The 16,982-nt window shown below is 74.9% G+C and carries 13 protein-coding genes; 5 read left to right on the top strand and 8 right to left on the bottom strand.

Translation table 11 applies throughout. From position 1 onward, the window contains the following. Positions 1–36: 36 nt before the first annotated feature. The 4 genes from HKK73_RS14060 to HKK73_RS14045 all read right to left on the bottom strand — a co-directional run bounded on the left by HKK73_RS14060 (position 37) and on the right by HKK73_RS14045 (position 5,983). Complete coding sequence (locus HKK73_RS14060; protein WP_171468239.1) at positions 37–2,595, bottom strand: ABC transporter permease; 2,559 nt, start codon at positions 2,593–2,595, stop codon at positions 37–39. Next, positions 2,595–3,416: an ABC transporter ATP-binding protein gene (locus HKK73_RS14055; protein WP_021482458.1), complete on the bottom strand. Its 822-nt coding sequence runs from the start codon at positions 3,414–3,416 to the stop codon at positions 2,595–2,597. Before HKK73_RS14055 ends, HKK73_RS14060 begins: the two co-directional genes overlap by 1 nt. A gap of 218 nt (positions 3,417–3,634) precedes the next feature. After that, the gene (locus HKK73_RS14050) at positions 3,635–4,369 is read right to left on the bottom strand and encodes a response regulator transcription factor (protein WP_051876517.1); all 735 of its coding nucleotides are present in this window, start codon (positions 4,367–4,369) and stop codon (positions 3,635–3,637) included. A 42-nt stretch (positions 4,370–4,411) separates the two neighbouring features. Continuing rightward, positions 4,412–5,983 (bottom strand): sensor histidine kinase, encoded by a 1,572-nt coding sequence (locus tag HKK73_RS14045; RefSeq protein ID WP_171468238.1) that lies wholly within the window; start codon positions 5,981–5,983, stop codon positions 4,412–4,414. 104 nt (positions 5,984–6,087) lie between these two features. Here HKK73_RS14045 and HKK73_RS14040 point away from each other — a divergent pair, with 104 nt between their 5' ends. Together HKK73_RS14040 and HKK73_RS14035 are read left to right on the top strand one after the other, a co-directional pair. After that, complete coding sequence (locus tag HKK73_RS14040; RefSeq protein ID WP_031316534.1) at positions 6,088–6,771, top strand: response regulator transcription factor; 684 nt, start codon at positions 6,088–6,090, stop codon at positions 6,769–6,771. 43 nt (positions 6,772–6,814) lie between these two features. Beyond that, complete coding sequence (locus HKK73_RS14035; protein ID WP_085387506.1) at positions 6,815–8,146, top strand: ATP-binding protein; 1,332 nt, start codon at positions 6,815–6,817, stop codon at positions 8,144–8,146. 21 nt (positions 8,147–8,167) lie between these two features. Here HKK73_RS14035 and HKK73_RS14030 read toward each other — a convergent pair whose 3' ends face one another. After that, positions 8,168–8,719 (bottom strand): GtrA family protein, encoded by a 552-nt coding sequence (locus HKK73_RS14030; protein WP_253705651.1) that lies wholly within the window; start codon positions 8,717–8,719, stop codon positions 8,168–8,170. A gap of 110 nt (positions 8,720–8,829) precedes the next feature. On the opposite strand from HKK73_RS14030, the gene HKK73_RS14025 reads away from it, so the two are divergent. Continuing rightward, positions 8,830–10,071 carry a 5-(carboxyamino)imidazole ribonucleotide synthase gene (locus HKK73_RS14025; RefSeq protein ID WP_171468237.1) on the top strand — a complete coding sequence of 414 codons (1,242 nt, stop codon included), beginning with the start codon at positions 8,830–8,832 and terminating at the stop codon, positions 10,069–10,071. Then, the gene (purE, locus tag HKK73_RS14020; RefSeq protein ID WP_171468236.1) at positions 10,068–10,607 is read left to right on the top strand and encodes a 5-(carboxyamino)imidazole ribonucleotide mutase; all 540 of its coding nucleotides are present in this window, start codon (positions 10,068–10,070) and stop codon (positions 10,605–10,607) included. The genes HKK73_RS14025 and purE overlap by 4 nt, the downstream gene beginning before the upstream one ends. A 20-nt stretch (positions 10,608–10,627) precedes the next feature. On the opposite strand, the gene HKK73_RS14015 is transcribed toward purE, so the two are convergent. Together HKK73_RS14015 and HKK73_RS14010 are read right to left on the bottom strand one after the other, a co-directional pair. Then, a complete protein-coding gene (locus HKK73_RS14015) occupies positions 10,628–12,739 on the bottom strand; it encodes an LGFP repeat-containing protein (protein WP_171468235.1) in 2,112 nt (703 codons plus the stop codon). After that, entirely contained in the window at positions 12,736–13,125 is a 390-nt protein-coding gene (locus tag HKK73_RS14010) for a hypothetical protein (RefSeq protein WP_144680926.1), read from the bottom strand. The genes HKK73_RS14015 and HKK73_RS14010 overlap by 4 nt, the downstream gene beginning before the upstream one ends. Before the next feature lie 112 nt (positions 13,126–13,237). Between HKK73_RS14010 and HKK73_RS14005 the strand changes: the two genes are divergently transcribed. Continuing rightward, complete coding sequence (locus tag HKK73_RS14005) at positions 13,238–15,523, top strand: acyltransferase family protein (protein ID WP_371810557.1); 2,286 nt, start codon at positions 13,238–13,240, stop codon at positions 15,521–15,523. An 18-nt stretch (positions 15,524–15,541) separates the two neighbouring features. Here HKK73_RS14005 and HKK73_RS14000 read toward each other — a convergent pair whose 3' ends face one another. Then, positions 15,542–16,981 (bottom strand): LCP family protein, encoded by a 1,440-nt coding sequence (locus tag HKK73_RS14000; RefSeq protein ID WP_171468233.1) that lies wholly within the window; start codon positions 16,979–16,981, stop codon positions 15,542–15,544. Position 16,982: the final 1 nt, after the last annotated feature.

The following is a 16,982-nucleotide window of genomic DNA, read 5'->3' as shown; positions in this document are numbered from 1 at the left end:
GGCGCGCGTCGGCCGACGGCCGGTGGGGCGTGTCGCTCAGTCCACGGCGAGCGCCGCGACGGGCGACGTCCGGGCCGCGGTGCGGCCGGGGACGACGGAGGCGACGAGCCCCGCGACGAGCGCGACCACGAGCACGAGCGCGATGTCGCGCCACGGTACGGCGAGCGACACGTCACCCATGACGCTCAGCGCCGTGGCCGCTCCGGCCCACCCGTAGAGGACGCCCAGGACGATCCCGAGGACCGCCCCGACGCCCGCGATGAGCATGCCCTCGATCGCGAGCATCCAGCGCAGCTGGGAGCGGCTGAGGCCGATCGCCCGGAGCGTCGCCGACTCGCGCCGCCGCTCGATGACCGAGAGCGAGAGCGTGTTCGCCACGCCGATGAGCGCGATGACGACCGCGACCGCGAGCAGCCCGACGATGACCCCGAGGATCGTGTCGATGACGCTCTGCATCGCCGCGCGCTCGACGGCGATCCCGGCGACCTCCACGGGCGTGTCCGACTCCACGACGGCGTCCTGGATCGCGGGCACCACCTGCGCGGCGGTGCCGGTGTCGTCGAGGCCGACCCACAGCCGGGACATGAGGCTCGTCGGGTCGACGGCGCGCGCGTCGTCGACGGTGAGCAGCCCGCCGGAGCCGATCCCCCCGGTGCGGACGACCACGTCGAGCGTCTCGCCCGTCGGGCCCGTGAGCTCGGCGGTCTCGCCGTCCGCGAGACCGTAGTTCTCCGCCTCGCCCTCCGAGAGGAGGAACGTCCCCGGACCGAAGGCCGCGAGGTCGTCCGGCGTCCGCACCACGGAGCGCGCGGCGTCGGGGTCGACCCCGTGGAACGACGTCTCGGTGCCGTCCGGCATGGTCACCGTCGCGGCGTACAGCTCGACGACGCGGGACACGCCCTCGGTGCCGGACACGGCGCGCACGACGTCCGACGGCACCGGCTCACCGGTCGACCCGTACGCGTCCGTCGCGAGCATGACGTCGACGGGGTACTGGTCGTCGAGCGCGGCGTCGAGCGAGGTGCGGGCGCTCGCGGCGCCGGTCGACATCATCGCGACGAGCGTGACGCCGATGAGCAGCGCGGTGCTCGTCGCGGTGGTGCGGCGCGGGTTGCGCAGCGTGTTCGCGGTGGCGAGGCGCGCCGTCGACCCGGTGCCCGCGAGCAGGCGGCCGACGAACGACACGACGGCGGGCAGCCAGTAGACCGCTCCGACGAGGACGCCCACGAACGACAGCGCGCCGCCGGCGACCCCGGCGAGGAGCCCGATCTCGGGCTTGTCGGTGAGCCCGAGCCAGATCCCGCCCGCGAGGACGGCGACGCCGCCCAGCGTGAGCAGGGACGCGATGACGAGCCGCACGCGGCCGCCGCCGCGCAGGATGCTCGGCGCGTCGGCCGGGCGCAGCGCCTCAAGCGGGGCGACGCGGGTCGCGGCGCGAGCGGGGGCGAGCGACGCGACGACCGTCACGAGCGTGCCGACCACGAGCGGCACGAGCACCACCACGGGCGTGACCGTGATGGTCGCGGGGACCGGGACGCCCAGGTCGGCGCCGCGCGCCACGAGGAGCGCGATCTGCGTGAGCAGGGCGCCCAGGACGATGCCGGCGAGCGACGACACGACGCCGAGGATCGTCGCCTCGGTGAGGACGGACCGGGCGAGCTGCGACTTGTTCGCGCCGACCGCCCGCAGGAGCGCGAGGGTGCGCGTGCGCTGCGCGACGAGGACCTGGAACGTGTTCGCGATGACGAGCGCGGCGACGAGCAGCGCGACGGCGGCGAACGAGAGGATGACGTACGTGAAGACGTCCTGGTCGCCGGTCATCTTGCGCGCCTGCTCCTGCGCGTGCTCGTCCGGCGTGACGGCCTTCGCCCCGTCCGGCGAGGCGGCGACGAGCTCGGCGCGCGCCGTCTCGAGGTCCGTGCCGGGCGCGAGGGCCACCATCGCCGACGAGTAGGTGCGGGCCGGGTCGTCGGGCGTGGCCTGTGCGGCCTCCCAGGCGGCGACGTCCTCGGCCGGGACGACGACGGCGCCGCCCATCTGGGCGTACGCGCCGTACGGGTCGTCGGTCGTCCCGACGACGGTCAGCTCGTCGCGGACCTCCGTGTAGTCGCCGCCGTCGGGCGCGGTCTCGTCCCACACGTTGCGCGAGCTCGTGACGGTGTCGCCGATCCCGACGCCGAGGCGCTCGGCCACGGCGGTGGGCAGCGAGACCTGGCCCGACGCGGTGGGCATCGAGCCCTCGACCACCTCGAGCGCCTCGAAGCGCGGGTCGGACGGCGCCGGGACGCCGAGCTGGAACACGCGCTTCGCGCCGTGCGAGAGGTCGAGGTAGGTGAACGCCGTGGCGTCGACGGCCTCGACGCCGGGCACGGAGCGCAGGGCCTCGACGTCGGGCGCCGTGAGGTCGTCCGGGGCGGACACGACGAGGTCGGCGTCCGCGTACTGCGCGGCGATCGAGTCGTTCGTGGTCTGGGTGATGACGTTGCCCGCGATGAGCGTCGCCGTGACGAAGGCCGTCCCGATGACGATCGCGACGCCGGCCGCGACGAGGCGGCCGATGCTGCGGCGCATCTGCGCCAGGGTGAGCCGGAACATCAGGCGCGCACCGCCTGCGACGCCGTCGGGGCGGGACCGTCGGTGCCGGCGTCGAGCGTGCGGAGCGCGTCGAGCCCCGCGAGCACCGACTCGGGCGTCGGGTCCGTGATGTCGCCCGCGATGCGCCCGTCGGCGATGAGCACGACGCGGTCCGCGTAGGCCGCGGCCGTCGGGTCGTGCGTGACCATGATGATCGTGCGGCCGAGCTCGCGCACCGAGCGGCGCAGGAAGCTCAGCACCTCCGCGCCCGAGCGCGAGTCGAGGTTGCCCGTCGGCTCGTCGGCGAACACGACCTCCGGGCCGGCGATGAGGGCGCGGGCGATGGCGACGCGCTGCTGCTGCCCGCCGGACAGCTCGCTCGGACGGTGGCTCAGGCGCGCCTCGAGGCCGAGCGTGCGCACGAGCGTCTCGAACCACGCACGGTCGACCTTGCCGCCCGCGAGCTCGACGGGGAGCGTGATGTTCTGCTCCGCCGTAAACATCGGCAGGAGGTTGAACGACTGGAACACGAAGCCCACGCGGTCGCGGCGCAGCTGCGTGAGCGCGTTGTCGTTGAGCCCCGTGACTTCGGTGTCCCCGATGAAGGCGTGCCCGCTCGTCGCGGTGTCGAGGCCCGCGAGCAGGTGCATGAGCGTCGACTTGCCCGAGCCCGACGGCCCCATGATGGCCGTGAAGTGCCCGCGCTCGAAGTCCACGTCGACGCCGTCGAGCGCGTGCACCGCCGCCTCGCCCGTGCCGTAGGTCTTGCGCAACGTGCGGGCCCGCACCGCGGGCGGGCCGGCGGGGGCCGGGTCGGTGGGTCGGTACACGGTCGTGTCCACGTCGTCTCCTGGTTCGTCGTGCCGCACGCGGACCGGTGGTCACGGGCGTGCGTCGGGATCGTGGACGACGCTACGGAGAGGGCCCGGCCCGCCGCGTCCGGCGACGGTCGGGTCATGGCCGCGGGCCGGGTCATCCTCTGGTCGTAGGAGTGCCCCGCCCAGGGTGGACACGACGACGCCCCACCGGTCGGGGACCGGTGGGGCGCGGGCGGAGCGGGTCAGGCGCCGGGGCGCACGAGCCCCGTCTCGTAGGCCGTCACGACGGCCTGCACGCGGTCGCGCGCGCCGAGCTTGGCGAGGATGCGCCCGACGTGCGTCTTGACCGTCGCCTCGGCGACGAACAGGTCGCTCGCGATCTCGGTGTTGGAGCGGCCGCGCGCCATGAGCACGAGCACCTCGCGCTCGCGCTCGGTGAGGCCCTCGACGGCCGCGTGCGCGGGCGAGTCCTGGACCTGCTCGGCGGGCAGCGCCGTCACGAGGTGCTCGAGCAGGCGCCGTGTGGACGACGGCGCGATGACCGCGTCGCCACGGTGCACCGTGCGGATCGCGGCCAGCATCTCCTCGGGCGGCGCGTCCTTGAGCAGGAAGCCGCTCGCGCCCGAGCGGATGGCCTCGAGCACGTACTCGTCGAGGTCGAACGTCGTGAGGACGATGACCTTGGGGGCGTGCGCGCCGTCGGCCGCCGCCGCGGTGAGGCGGGCCGTCGTCTGGAGCCCGTCGAGGTGCGGCATGCGCACGTCCATGAGCACGACGTCGACCGGGTGGTCCGCGAGCAGGCGCAGCGCCTGGAGCCCGTCGCCCGCCTCGACGGCGACCGTGAGGTCGGGCTGGGAGTCGATCACCATGCGGAAGCCCGCGCGCACGAGCTGCTGGTCGTCGACGAGCGCGATGCGCACGGGGGCGTGCGGCTCGGTGGCGTACGCGTCGCCGGGCACGGGGAGGGCGTCGGTCATGGTGTCCTGTCGGTCGGTCCGGTCGGAGGGCTCGCGCGCGGGTCAGGGGGGCGGCGGGGGCGGGGCGAACAGGCCCGGCGCCGGTCCGGTGGCCGTCCTGCCCGGTCCCATCCTGCCCGACGGTCCCGACCTGCCCGGCAGCGCGGGCCCCGACGGCACGTGGCCAGACGGCGCGGGGCCCGGCGGCACAGGTCCCGACGGCGCGGGTCCCGACGGCGCGGGGCCGGGCGGCGCGGGCGCGCGACCGGCGACCGGCGGCACGGGCAGGCGCAGGTGCACGCGGAACCCGCCGCCCGCGCGCGGCCCCACCTGGACGGACCCGCCGAAGAGCGCGGCCCGCTCGCGCATCCCGAGCACGCCGTAGCCGCCGGAGCGGGCGTCCTGCCGGGCCTCCGCCGCGCTGGAGGCGCCCCGGCCGTCGTCCTCGACCTCGAGGTCGAGGGTCGTGGCGCCCCAGCGCACGACGACCGTGACCTCCGGGTCCGGGCCCGCGTGCTTGAGGACGTTGGTGAGCGCCTCCTGGCAGACGCGGTAGACCGTGAGCCCGGCCCCGGGCGGCAGGGTGCGTGCCTCGCCCACGCGCACGAACGACACGCGCATCCCGCTGTCGCGCACCTGGGCGACGAGGCTCTCGAGGTCGGCGGCGTCGGGCTGCGGCGCGCGCTCGAGCGCGGCCGGCGGCGGGTTCCCCGGGAGCTGCTGCGTGGCCGCACCGGGTCCGGACGGCGAGCCCGGGCCGGGGACGCCGCCGCGCCCCGCGGGCAGCGCCAGGGTGCCCGCGGGCCCGACGGCGGCCCCCGGCGCGGGCGGGCGCGGCGGCTCGGACCGCAGCACGCCGAGCAGACGGCGCATGTCGGCCAGGGCGGTGCGTCCCGTCTCCGAGACGGTCGCGAGCGCGCGGGCCGCGGCGTCGGGGTCGTTGGCGGCGGCGTACCGGCCGCCGTCGGCCTGGGCGATGATGACGGACAGCGAGTGGGCGACGATGTCGTGCATCTCGCGGGCGATGCGCGCCCGCTCGGCGGCGGTCGCGATCTGGGCCTGCTGGTCGCGCTCGACCTCGAGCCGCTCGGCGCGGTCGACGAGCGCGGCGATCGTCTCGCGCCGGGACCGCCGCACGAGGCCGAACGCCCAGACGGCGAGGAACGTCATCCCGCCGAACGCGGACGTCAGGAAGACCATGAGCGCGAGGTCGGCGAGCCGGCCCGACAGCAGCCCGAGCGCGACGCCCAGGACCACCGCGCCGACGAGCGAGGCGACGATCGCGGTGCGGTGCGCCCAGCGCGGCCCGTAGACCGTGACCGAGTAGAGCGCGACGAGCACGGCGAAGTCGGCGGGGAAGATGAGGAGGTAGCCCGCGAGCAGGTGCACGAGCGCGACCGAGTACACCGTGACCGCCGACGCGAGCGGGTGCGAGCGTCGCCAGGGGAGCGGCGCGAGGAGCAGCACGGCCCAGAACGCGGCCCAGCCGCCGCTCGTGCCGACGCCGCTCGCACCCGACGCGGAGAACGCCGCCGACGCGGGCACGAACACCACCGCGAGGACGAGCGTGACGGTGAGGTCCACACCGAAGCGGTGCTCGTCGGACCACTGCCCGAGGCGCTCGTACCAACCCATGCGTCCAGCCTAGGCAGGGGGCGGTCGCGCGGCGTCCGACCAGGGTCGCAGAGTTCACCGGGCACGATGGGACCGAAGTCGTACTGATGCCCTAGCATGAGCGAATGACCCACGTACTGCTAGCGGAGGACGACCCGGCGATTGCCGAACCTTTGGCGCGCGCACTGACACGTGAGGGTTACAACGTCGTCGTCCAAGGAACTGGTCAAGGGGCGATCGACTCGGCCAGCGGTGCGGACATCGTGGTGCTCGATCTGGGCCTTCCGGACATGGACGGCCTCGACGTCGCACGCGAGATCCGTCACAAGGGCCTGACCACGCCCGTGCTCGTGCTCACCGCGCGCGCCGACGAGGTCGACCTCGTCGTAGGGCTCGACGCGGGCGCCGACGACTACGTCACCAAGCCGTTCCGCCTCGCGGAGCTCCTCGCCCGGGTCCGGGCGCTCCTGCGGCGCTCGCACGGCGAGCAGGTCGACGAGGAGGAGCTCGCGGCGCAGGACGTCCGCATCGACGTCTCCGCGCACCGGGCGTTCCAGGGCGAGCGCGAGCTCCACCTGACCACCAAGGAGTTCGAGCTGCTGCGCGTGCTCGTCGCGAGCGCGGGCTCGGTCGTCGTCCGCGACGCCCTGATGCGCGACGTGTGGGGCTCGGAGCCCGTCGGCTCGACGAAGACGCTCGACATGCACGTGTCGTGGCTGCGCCGCAAGCTCGGTGACGACGCCAACGCGCCGCGCTACATCTCGACCGTCCGGGGCCTCGGCTTCCGCTTCGAGACCGGCGAGAGCTGACCGTCCCCTGACGGGACGAGGGACACGGGGAGCGAGGAGCAGCGTGCGGCGTCGGATGCTGCAGGCGACGGTGGCGGCCGTGGCCGTCGCCGTGATCCTCCTCGGGTTCCCCCTCGCCTTCTACGGCGCCCGGTTCGTGCTCCAGGGCGAGGTCGACGACCTCTCCTCGCGCGTCGAGCGCCTCTCCCGGTCCATCGACGCGCGCCTCGCGACGGGTGACGAGATCCCGGACCACGTCATCGAGGACGCGGTCCAGCCCCGCGCGAGCGACCCTCCGGCGCACGTCTACGTCGCGCTGCCCGACGGCACGGTGCTCACGGCGGGCGACGAGGTCACGGGCCGCGAGATCGAGCAGCCCCTGCACTCCGACTCCGGCGCGCTCGTGACCCTCACCGTCTCCTACTGGGACGCCTACCTCCGGGCCGCGCAGGTCGTGCTGCTCGTCGTGGCCGCGGCGATCGTCGCGTTCGCCGCGGGCATCGGGATGGCCGTGTGGCAGGCGAACCGCATCGCCGCGCCGCTCGTGTACCTCGCGGCGTCGGCGGAGCAGCTCGGCTCGGGGCAGGTGCGCCCACGGCTCGAACCCTCGGGCGTCGAGGAGATCGACCTCGTCGCGGCCGAGCTCGCGCGCAGCTCCGACCGGCTCGCGGGCCGGCTCGCCGCGGAGCGCCAGTTCGCGGCCGACGCGTCGCACCAGCTCCGCACGCCCCTCACGGCCCTGAGCATGCGGCTCGAGGAGATCTCCCTCGCGTCCGACGACCCGGCCGTCCAGGAGGAGGCGCGGATCTCCCTCGAGCAGGTCGAGCGGCTGGTCGGGGTCGTCGACGACCTCCTCGCGTCGTCCCGGCGCGCGCAGGGCGGGACGACGGAGGCGGTGAGCCTGCTCGACGTCGTGCACCAGCAGGAGGAGGAGTGGGTGCCGACGTTCGCGAAGGCGGGGCGCCGGCTCGTCGTCGACGTGCCCCCCGAGTACCAGGTGCTCGCGACGCCCGGCGCGCTCGCGCAGGTCCTGGCCACGCTCATCGAGAACTCCCTCAAGCACGGCGGCGGCACGACGACGGTCCGTGCGCGCCCGTCCGGCACGAGCGGCGCCATCGTCACCGAGGTGTCCGACGAGGGCGCGGGCGTCCCCGACGACCTCGCGCCGCGCATCTTCGAGCGCGAGGTCACCTCGGGCGCGGGGACCGGTCTCGGCCTCGCGCTCGCCCGGGACCTCGCGGCGTCCGACGGCGGTCGCCTGGAGCTCGCGCAGCGTCGGCCCGCGGTCTTCGCGCTCTTCCTCGCGGGGGTGCCGCGACGCCTCGACCCGCGCGTCGTGCTGCCGACCGGGACGGCGGTCGCGGCTGGCGGCCGGCGCAGGCGCCGTCGCGGCTGACACGTCCGGGACGCGCGCGGCTCAGTCGGCCCGCACGTCCGTGGTGGGGCGGGTCGCGCCGTCCGTGGCTCCCGTGGGGGGCTCCACGTCGGGGCGGTCTCCCGTGAACACGAGGTGGCGGTACGCGACGTAGCGGAACGCCGTGCCCAGGGCGAGCCCCACGACGTTCGCCGAGACGTTCTTGGCGAGCGGCGACGTCAGCCCGAGCGCGTACGTCGAGATCGCGAGGCACCCCACCGCGATGAGCATGCCGCCCACGTTGACGACGACGAACGCCGCGAGCTCGCGCCCGCGCGACTGCGTGCGCCGGTCCGAGAACGTCCAGTACCGGTTGCCGACCCACGCCACGAGCGTCGCGACGGCGACGGAGACGATCTTCGCGGTGAGCGGCTTGTGCCCGAGCAGCTCGCCCGGGCCGAAGCTGAGCAGGTTGAACAGGCCCAGGTCGACGACGTACGCGAGCGCGCCGACCGACCCGAACTTCGCGAGCTCGCGGACCCGCGCCAGCACGCGCTCGCGGCGCGACCCGGACGTCGCGGACGTCTCCGCTCGCCGGTCCAGGTCGTTCACCACCCCTCGAGGCTACCGGCCGGTCCTGGGCCCCGCCCGGGTGCCGTCCGCCGTCCGTCCGACGGGCGGTCGGGGGAGGGCCGCCCCGCGGCCAGGCACTAGGGTGGGTGCACGTGGCAGCCCCAGTGATCGCCGTGGTCGGCGGAGGACAGCTCGCACGCATGATGGCCCCCGCGGCCGGAGAGCTCGGCGTGCACCTGCGCGTGCTCGTGGAGGCCGCGGACTCGTCCGCGGCCCAGGTCGTCGTGGACGCGCCCGTCGGCGTCGCGTCCGACGAGGCCGCGGTCCGCTCCCTCATCGCCCCCGCGGGCGCCGCCCCGGCGGACGTCCTGACGTTCGAGCACGAGCACGTCCCGAACGCGCTGCTCACCGACCTGCTCGAGCACGGCACGCCCGTGCGCCCGGGCCCGGACGCGCTCGTTCACGCCCAGGACAAGATCGTCATGCGCCGCCGGCTCACCGAGCTCGGCGTGCCGTGCCCGCGCTGGGCCGCGCTCCCCACGGACCCGGCCGCCGCCCGGGCCGCGCTCACCGACTTCCTCGCCGAGGTCGGGGGCGAGGCCGTCGTGAAGACGGCGCGCGGCGGGTACGACGGCAAGGGCGTCCGCGTGGTCTCGGCCGCGGAGGGTGGCCCCGCGCAGGTGGCGGAGTGGATCGAGGCCGCCGCGACGGACGGCCCCGAGCTCCTCGTCGAGGAGAAGGTCCCGTTCACGCGCGAGCTCGCCGTGCTCGTCGCCCGGCGCCCGAGCGGCGGCGCGGACGGGCGGGGCGAGGTGCGCACCTGGCCCGTCGTGGAGTCGATCCAGCGCGACGGCGTGTGCGCCGAGGTGATCGCGCCCGCGCCCGGCCTCACCGACGCCGAGGCGGAGCGCGCACGCGACGCCGCCGTGCGGATCGCCGAGGGGCTCGGCGTCACGGGGGTGCTCGCGGTCGAGATGTTCGAGGTCGCGGGGGAGGAGGGCCCGCGCGTGCTGGTGAACGAGCTCGCGATGCGCCCCCACAACTCCGGCCACTGGACGATCGACGGCGCGGTGACGAGCCAGTTCGAGCAGCACCTGCGCGCCGTGCTCGACCTCCCGCTCGGCGACACCGCGGCGACCGCGCGCTGGACCGTGATGGCGAACGTCCTCGGCTCGACCCTCGACGAGCTCACCGACGCGCTGCCCGACGTCCTCGCCGCGTTCCCCGACGCCCGGGTCAACCTCTACGGCAAGGGCGTCCGCCCCGGGCGCAAGCTCGGCCACGTCAACGTGAGCGGCGACGACCTGGACGACGTCCGGCGTCGGGCCCTGGCCGCCGCCGCGACCCTGCGGGGCGAGCACCCCGCGACCGACCCGAACGAGGAGCGCGCATGAGCCAGAACCCTGTCGTCGGCATCGTCATGGGGTCGGACTCCGACTGGCCCGTCATGGAGGCCGCCGCCGACGCGCTGGCCGAGTTCGACGTGCCCGTCGAGGTCGACGTCGTCTCCGCCCACCGCATGCCCGTCGAGATGATCGACTACGGCCGCACCGCCGCGGAGCGCGGCCTGCGCGTGATCGTCGCGGGCGCCGGGGGAGCGGCCCACCTGCCGGGCATGCTCGCCGCCGTCACGCCCCTGCCCGTCATCGGCGTCCCCGTGCCGCTGCGCCACCTCGACGGCATGGACTCGCTCCTGTCGATCGTGCAGATGCCCGCGGGCGTCCCCGTCGCGACGGTGTCCGTCGGCGGCGCGCGCAACGCGGGCCTGCTCGCCGCGCGCATCCTCGCCGCGGGCACCGACGACGACGCCGCGCGGCTGCGTGAGCGCATGGTCGCCTTCCAGACGGACCTGGGGGACCAGGCGCGGGCCAAGGGCGCACGGCTGCGCGCGTCGCGTGCCGGCGAGCGGCGCACCGGCTTCGGCGCCTGAGCCACCGGCACGGTCGCGCCTCACGGGGCGCTGATCACGACCGATCCGTTCGCGCGGACCACCACGGACCCTCGCTCGAAGCGCTGGCTGCGGTCCGTCCCGACGCGCACCTCGTCCGCGAGAGGGAACCCGAGGCGGGCCTGGTTGGTCCGCCAGGCCTGCGCGATCTCGGTCCTGAGCCGCAGCACGGTCGCCTGCGGCGTGAACACCAGCACTCCGCGCTCGAAGTCCTGGAGGGTGTGGGAGCCGGACCGGCGCTCCGCCCCCGTCGGGAACCCGAAGGCGCCGGACTCCGCACCCTCCTTCTGCCACGCCGTGTGCAGCGCACCGATGACGTAGATCGTGGGGGTGCCGGGGCGGTAGGTGAGGGTGCCGCGTTCGAAGCGCTGGGCGCACGCGCCGTCGGTGCGGCACTGCTCGGGGCCGAGGGGGAAGCCGAAGTAGCCGGTCTGCCCGCCTTCCTTCTGCCAGGCGGAGTGGAGGCCGCCGATGACGTAGACCGTGGGGGCGCCGGGGCGGTAGGTGAGGGTGCCGCGTTCGAAGCGCTGGGCGCACGCGCCGTCGGTGCGGCACTGCTCGGGGCCGAGGGGGAAGCCGAAGTAGCCGGTCTGCCCGCCTTCCTTCTGCCAGGCGGAGTGGAGGCCGCCGATGACGTAGACCGTGGGGGCGCCGGGGCGGTAGGTGAGGGTGCCGCGTTCGAAGCGCTGGGCGCACGCGCCGTCGGTGCGGCACTGCTCGGGGCCGAGGGGGAAGCCGAAGTAGCCGGTCTGCCCGCCTTCCTTCTGCCAGGCGGAGTGGAGGCCGCCGATGACGTAGACCGTGGGGGCGCCGGGGCGGTAGGTGAGGGTGCCGCGTTCGAAGCGCTGGGCGCACGCGCCGTCGGTGCGGCACTGCTCGGGGCCGAGGGGGAAGCCGAAGTAGCCGGTCTGCCCGCCTTCCTTCTGCCAGGCGGAGTGGAGGCCGCCGATGACGTAGACCGTGGGGGCGCCGGGGCGGTAGGTGAGGGTGCCGCGTTCGAAGCGCTGGGCGCACGCGCCATCGGTGCGGCACTGCTCGGGGCCCAGGGGGAAGCCGAAGTAACCGGTCTGCCCGCCTTCCTTCTGCCAGGACGAGTGCAGCCCGCCGATCACGAGCGTGATACCCGTCCCCGGGCGGTAGGTGATGGTGCCGCGTTCGAAGCGCTGGGCGCACGCGCCGTCGGCGCGGCACTGCTCGTTGCTCGTCGGAGCGCCGAAGTAGCCGTCCCTCCCGCCGTTGCTCGACCACGCCGTCGCGATCGCGCCGAAGACGCTGTAGGACGTCGACCCGAACCAGTCGGTGAAGAGCCGCCAGAAGTTGCGGTTGCCGTAGGCGGAGCACGAGTCGCCCGTGCCGTACAGCCGGGCCAGGGCGGCAGCGTTGGGCTGGTAGGGCGTGTAGATGTACAGGCCGGCGGTGGCCTGGTTCTCGATGTAGACGTTCGACCCGCCGCACGCCTGGTTCGGGTTGTACCGCACGTAGTTGACCCGTCCGGCCTGATACCCGTACCGGGTGGGGTTGGCGCGGTACACCTGGTACTGACGGGCGGCGCGGTAGACCTGGTTGAAGAAGCCGTAGTACTCCGCGTTGCACGGTGCGGTGTCGGGACAGCCGAAGCCCGTCGCCGTCTGGTAGGCCCGCTTCGTCGGCCGGGTGCGGGTGACGAGGCTCTGTTCCTTCTCGAGCAGCACGAGGAGCACCCGCGGGTTGATCCCGCACGCGGCGGAGACGCCGGCGATGATCTGCGCCGCGCTCTCGTTCGCCCTGCCGGTGTAGCCCCGGCACACGTTGGGCTCCACGGGCCAGTTCCGCGTGGTCTCACGGAAGTTCTTCAGGCAGGGCGCCTCGCCTGCCACGCAGGACGCCCCGCGCTGGTTCAGGAAGGTCTGGATCGCCGCGACGGACATCGAGCCCGAGTGGTAGAAGACGGCGTCGGAGACGATGTTCCCGGGTCGGAACTCCGATCCCGACACCGCGGCGGGCACCGCCGTGGTGGCGACGGGCGCCGTCGGGACCTCCGCCGTGCGAGGCTGCGCCGTCCCCTCCGCGGGCATCCAGGCGAGGACGAGCGTCAGGACGGCGGCCAGCGTCGCCGTCACCGTGCGACGGGTCACGGGACCTGCACCTCGACGCTCTCCGACCGTCCCTCGGAGGTCGGCGAGCTGTAGCCCACGACCACCTGCCAGCTGCCGGGCGAGAGATCCGCCACCGCGAAGGTGGCCTCTTCGCACCAGGTGGTGGTCGCGTCAGGCACGGCGACCGACTCCGCCTCGACACGCTCGTCCCCGTTGGTCATCTCGACGACGCACGTCCCGTCGCCCTCGACGATCTCGGCGACGTACGCGTCGACGCGGACCGCCTGGCCGGTGTCGTCGAGCCCCGCGTAGACGACCACGGGCGCAGCGGACGCGAGCGTCGCGGTGCTCTCCGTCGGGTCGTCCGCCGTCGTACCCGGCTGCGCGCACGCCGTGGCCGACGCCAGGATCGCGAGCAGCACCACCGCCCGACGACCTCGTCGCAGCACCGTTCCGTGCACCACACGCACCCCCAGCTCGGAGGCGGGGCCCCCGTCGTCTTGCACTTGTCGCCCCGAGCCTAGGTGAGGGCTCGGCGTGCCGCTCGGCGACCTCGTGTGGCGCGTACCACCGCGCCAGGCCGTCGGCGAGGACACCGTCCCCGTCGCGTCGACCAGGCGTCGCCGCGATTTCATCCGGAGGTCACCGCGCGGATCGTCGTGGCTCGTAGCGTCACGACCCGTCGGCAGGTCCGGTCCCGGACCGCCTCTTCCCCATCCACAGGAGCCGGACGCCACGGTGGTGCTTGTCGAGTCGCGGGACGACGAACTGGTGCGCCGGGCGACCACCGGACGGACGCCTGCGCGCCACGTGCGGCCCCGGCAGGGAGACGGGCGCCGGACGGACCTCGACGGTCTGCGCGCGGTGGCCGTCCTCCTGGTCGTCGTCTACCACGTCTGGGCCGACCGCGTCTCCGGCGGTGTGGACGTCTTCCTGATGCTCTCCGCCTTCTTCCTCACGGGTTCGTTCCTGCGCACCATGACGCGAGGTCGGCCTCTCGCGCTGGGGGCCTACTGGGCGCGGACGTTCGCGCGTCTCGTCCCGACGTCGGCCGTGGTGCTCCTCGCGGTCCTCGTCACGGCGCACGCGGTGTACCCCGCGTCTCGGTGGCCCGGCATCTGGTCCCAGAGCTGGGCGTCGCTCTTCTCCGTCCAGAACTGGCAGCTCGCCCGCGAGGCCGTCGACTACTACGCCCGGGACGCCGCGACCCTGAGCCCGCTGCAGCACTACTGGTCCCTGTCGGTCCAGGGTCAGGTGTTCGTCCTGTGGCCCCTCCTCCTGGCCGGGTGCGCGACGGCGGTCCGGCGCCTCGGCCTGCGCGCGGAGACGGTGCTGCTCGTCGTCTTCGGCGCCGTGCTCGTGGCGTCGCTCGCGTTCTCGGTGGTCGAGACGTCGACGGAGCAGGACGTGGCGTACTTCGACACCCGGGCGAGGCTGTGGGAGTTCGCGCTGGGGTCGGTCGTCGCCGTCGTCCTGCCCCGCGTGCGGCTCCCGCACCGGGCGGCCGGCATCCTGGGCTGGGTCGGCCTGGCGGCGATCGCCGCGTGCGGGCTGGTCCTCGACGTCCGCGGCGGCTTCCCCGGCTACCTCGCGCTCTGGCCCACGGTGGGCGCTGCCGCCGTCATCCTCGCCGGTTCTGCCGGGCCCGGCGTCGGCGCCGCCCGGCTGCTCTCGCACCCCGCCCTCGTCCGGCTCGGCGGCGACGCCTACGCGCTGTACCTGGTCCACTGGCCGCTCCTCGTGACGTGGCGGCTGCTCGACGAAGGGCGGCAGCCGTCGTTCGTCGCCGGGACGGTGGTCGTCGTGGTGTCGCTCGTGCTGGCCCGGGTCCTCACCGCCGCGGTGGAGCGCCCGCTCCGCGAGGCGACCGGGGCGGGTCGGAGCACCGTGCGGAGGACCGTCGTGGTCGCCGTCGCGCTCGTGCTCGTGGCCGTCCCGCTCGCAGGGTGGCAGGGCGTGGAGCGAGAGCGGGCGGCGGAGCTCACGGCGGACACGCCGGTGGACAACCCGGGCGCCGCCGTCCTGCTGGCCGGGTACCGGGCGGAGGGAGATCCCCGCGCTCCGGCCCGGCCCCTCGCCACCGCGCTCGACGAGCAGTGGGTGGTGCTCCCCGAGCCCTGCGCCGACGAGCTGGTGGCCGGAGCGACGGCGGAGGTCGCCGAGCGGTGCCACGAGCTGACGCCGACGTCGGCCCCGGCGCCCACGGTCGTCGTCCTGGGCGACTCGCACAGCGAGCAGTTCATGGGGGCGCTGCTGCCGATCGCCGAGCGCGAGGGGTGGCACCTCGTCTCGTTGCTGAAGGGCGGGTGCTCCCTCGGCCTCGGGGAGCACCCCTGCGCGGCGTGGAACGAGGAGGCGTTGCGCTTCGTCGTCGGTCTGCGGCCCGACGCCGTGCTCACCGTCGTGACGGCGGCCGAGCCCGACGGTCCCGGAGAAGGGTTGGTGACCGGACAGCAGGAGGCGATCGACGCGCTCGCCGCGTCGGGCATCGACCTGATCGGCGTGCGGGACAACCCGCGGTTCTCGTTCGACATGTTCGCGTGCGCGGAGGCTCACGGGCCCGACGCCGGGGAGTGCCGACGCGCGCTCGCGACGGTGAGCGCGCAGAGCGACCCCGCGTCGGACCTGGACCTCACCGACACGTCCGTGCTCGTGGACCTGTCTGCCGAGACGTGCCCCGGCGGGGTCTGCTCACCCGTCGTGGGCAACGTGCACGTCTTCCTCGACGACAACCACCTGACGTGGGACTACGCGCGCACGCTCGCCCCGTTCCTCGAGGAGCGCCTGGCACCGTGGCGGGACGGCCTCGCTCTCGAGCCCTGAGAGGTCGGCCGGCGTGCCTCACGGCCGGGGGAGGCCGCCCACCTGACCGGGCGCGAGGTTGCCGTCCCGGATGTCGACCCAGAACTGGCCGACCGTCTCGGGGTCGAGCTGCACGGTCGACCCCAGGTTGCCGCCGGGGCGGAAGTCCGGGTTCGAGATCGGCGGGGTGCCGGTGATGCCGTCGGGCCCGTTGGCCTTGCGGAAGGCGAGCGCGAGCTTGCCGAGGTCCACGATGCCGGTCTTCTCGTCGACGGTGAGGGCCCCCAGCCCGGAGTCGAGCAGCGAGACCTGGTCGCCCGGGCGGAAGAGGATGCCGGGGTCGGCGGCCTGCGAGCTGATCGCGCCGATGACCTGGCGCTGACGCTCGGCCCGTCCGATGTCGCCCTGCGGGTCCGAGTACCGCATGCGCGAGAACGCGAGCGCGGTGTGCCCGTCGGCCACGTGGCAGCCCGCCGTCCAGACGAGCTCGCTCTTCGGGTCGTCCACGTCGTAGTCGAGGCACAGCTCGACGCCGCCGACGGCGTCCACGATCCCCTCGACACCGCCGAACCCGACCTCGACGTAGTGGTCGACCGTGAGGCCGGTGAGCTGCTCGACGGTCTGCACGAGCAGCGCCGGACCGCCCCAGGAGTACGCCGAGTTGAGCTTGCTCGACCCGTTGCCCGGGATCTCCGCGTACGTGTCGCGCGGCAGGCTGATGAGCGCGACCGGCCCGCTCGGCGGCGCGTGGAGGACCATGATCGTGTCGGTTCGGGCGCCCTCGGTGCCGTCCTCGCTGATGCCGTCCCCCCGCGCGTCCGACCCGGCGAGCAGGTAGGTGTTGCCCGCGGTGCCGGGAGCGCCGGAGAGCGCCTCCACGTGCTGGATCTTGCCGTTGGCCCAGATGAGGAGGCCGACGGGCCAGGCGAGGAGCGCGACGATGACGACACCGGCGACGAGCCCGACGATGCGGCCCTTGCGGACGCGGAAGCCGCCGCCCGGACGGGACGCGCCGGCGGTCGACGGCGGGCGGCCGTCGCCGGGGCGGCCGGGACCGCCCGGGCGCGGACGGGACACCGGTGCGGGGCCCCGTCCCGGGCTCGCGGTCGCGGCGCGCGCGCTCGCGTGCGGGGACGACGAGACGCGGGCGGGAGCCGAGCGCTCGGGCGACCGCGTCGGGGCGACGGACGGGGGCAGCGCCGAGGCCGCGGGCTCGTTCCGGGGGCGCGTGCGCCCTGCGGGCGGCGCCGGCGGCGGCGTGCCCTGGCGGGCCGGGGTCACGGGGATCTCGCGCGACGACTGGCGCCGGATGCGCGGCTCGGCCCGGACGGCGTCGTCGGGCACGGGCCGGGCCGGCGGGCGGGAGCGACCGCTGTTCCCGACGGCGATCGCGTCGTCGGCCGAGGTGGGCCGGGGCGAGCGGCCGCCCTGGGGCGTGAAGCTCGGGGGCAGCGAGCGGGGGTCGCGGGAGTCGGTCATG

Source organism: Cellulosimicrobium sp. 72-3 (genome assembly GCF_013127315.1).
GTDB lineage: Bacteria > Actinomycetota > Actinomycetes > Actinomycetales > Cellulomonadaceae > Cellulosimicrobium > Cellulosimicrobium funkei.
The sequence above is the reverse complement of the archived record's forward strand: the minus strand, read 5'-3'. Positions and strand labels throughout refer to the sequence as shown.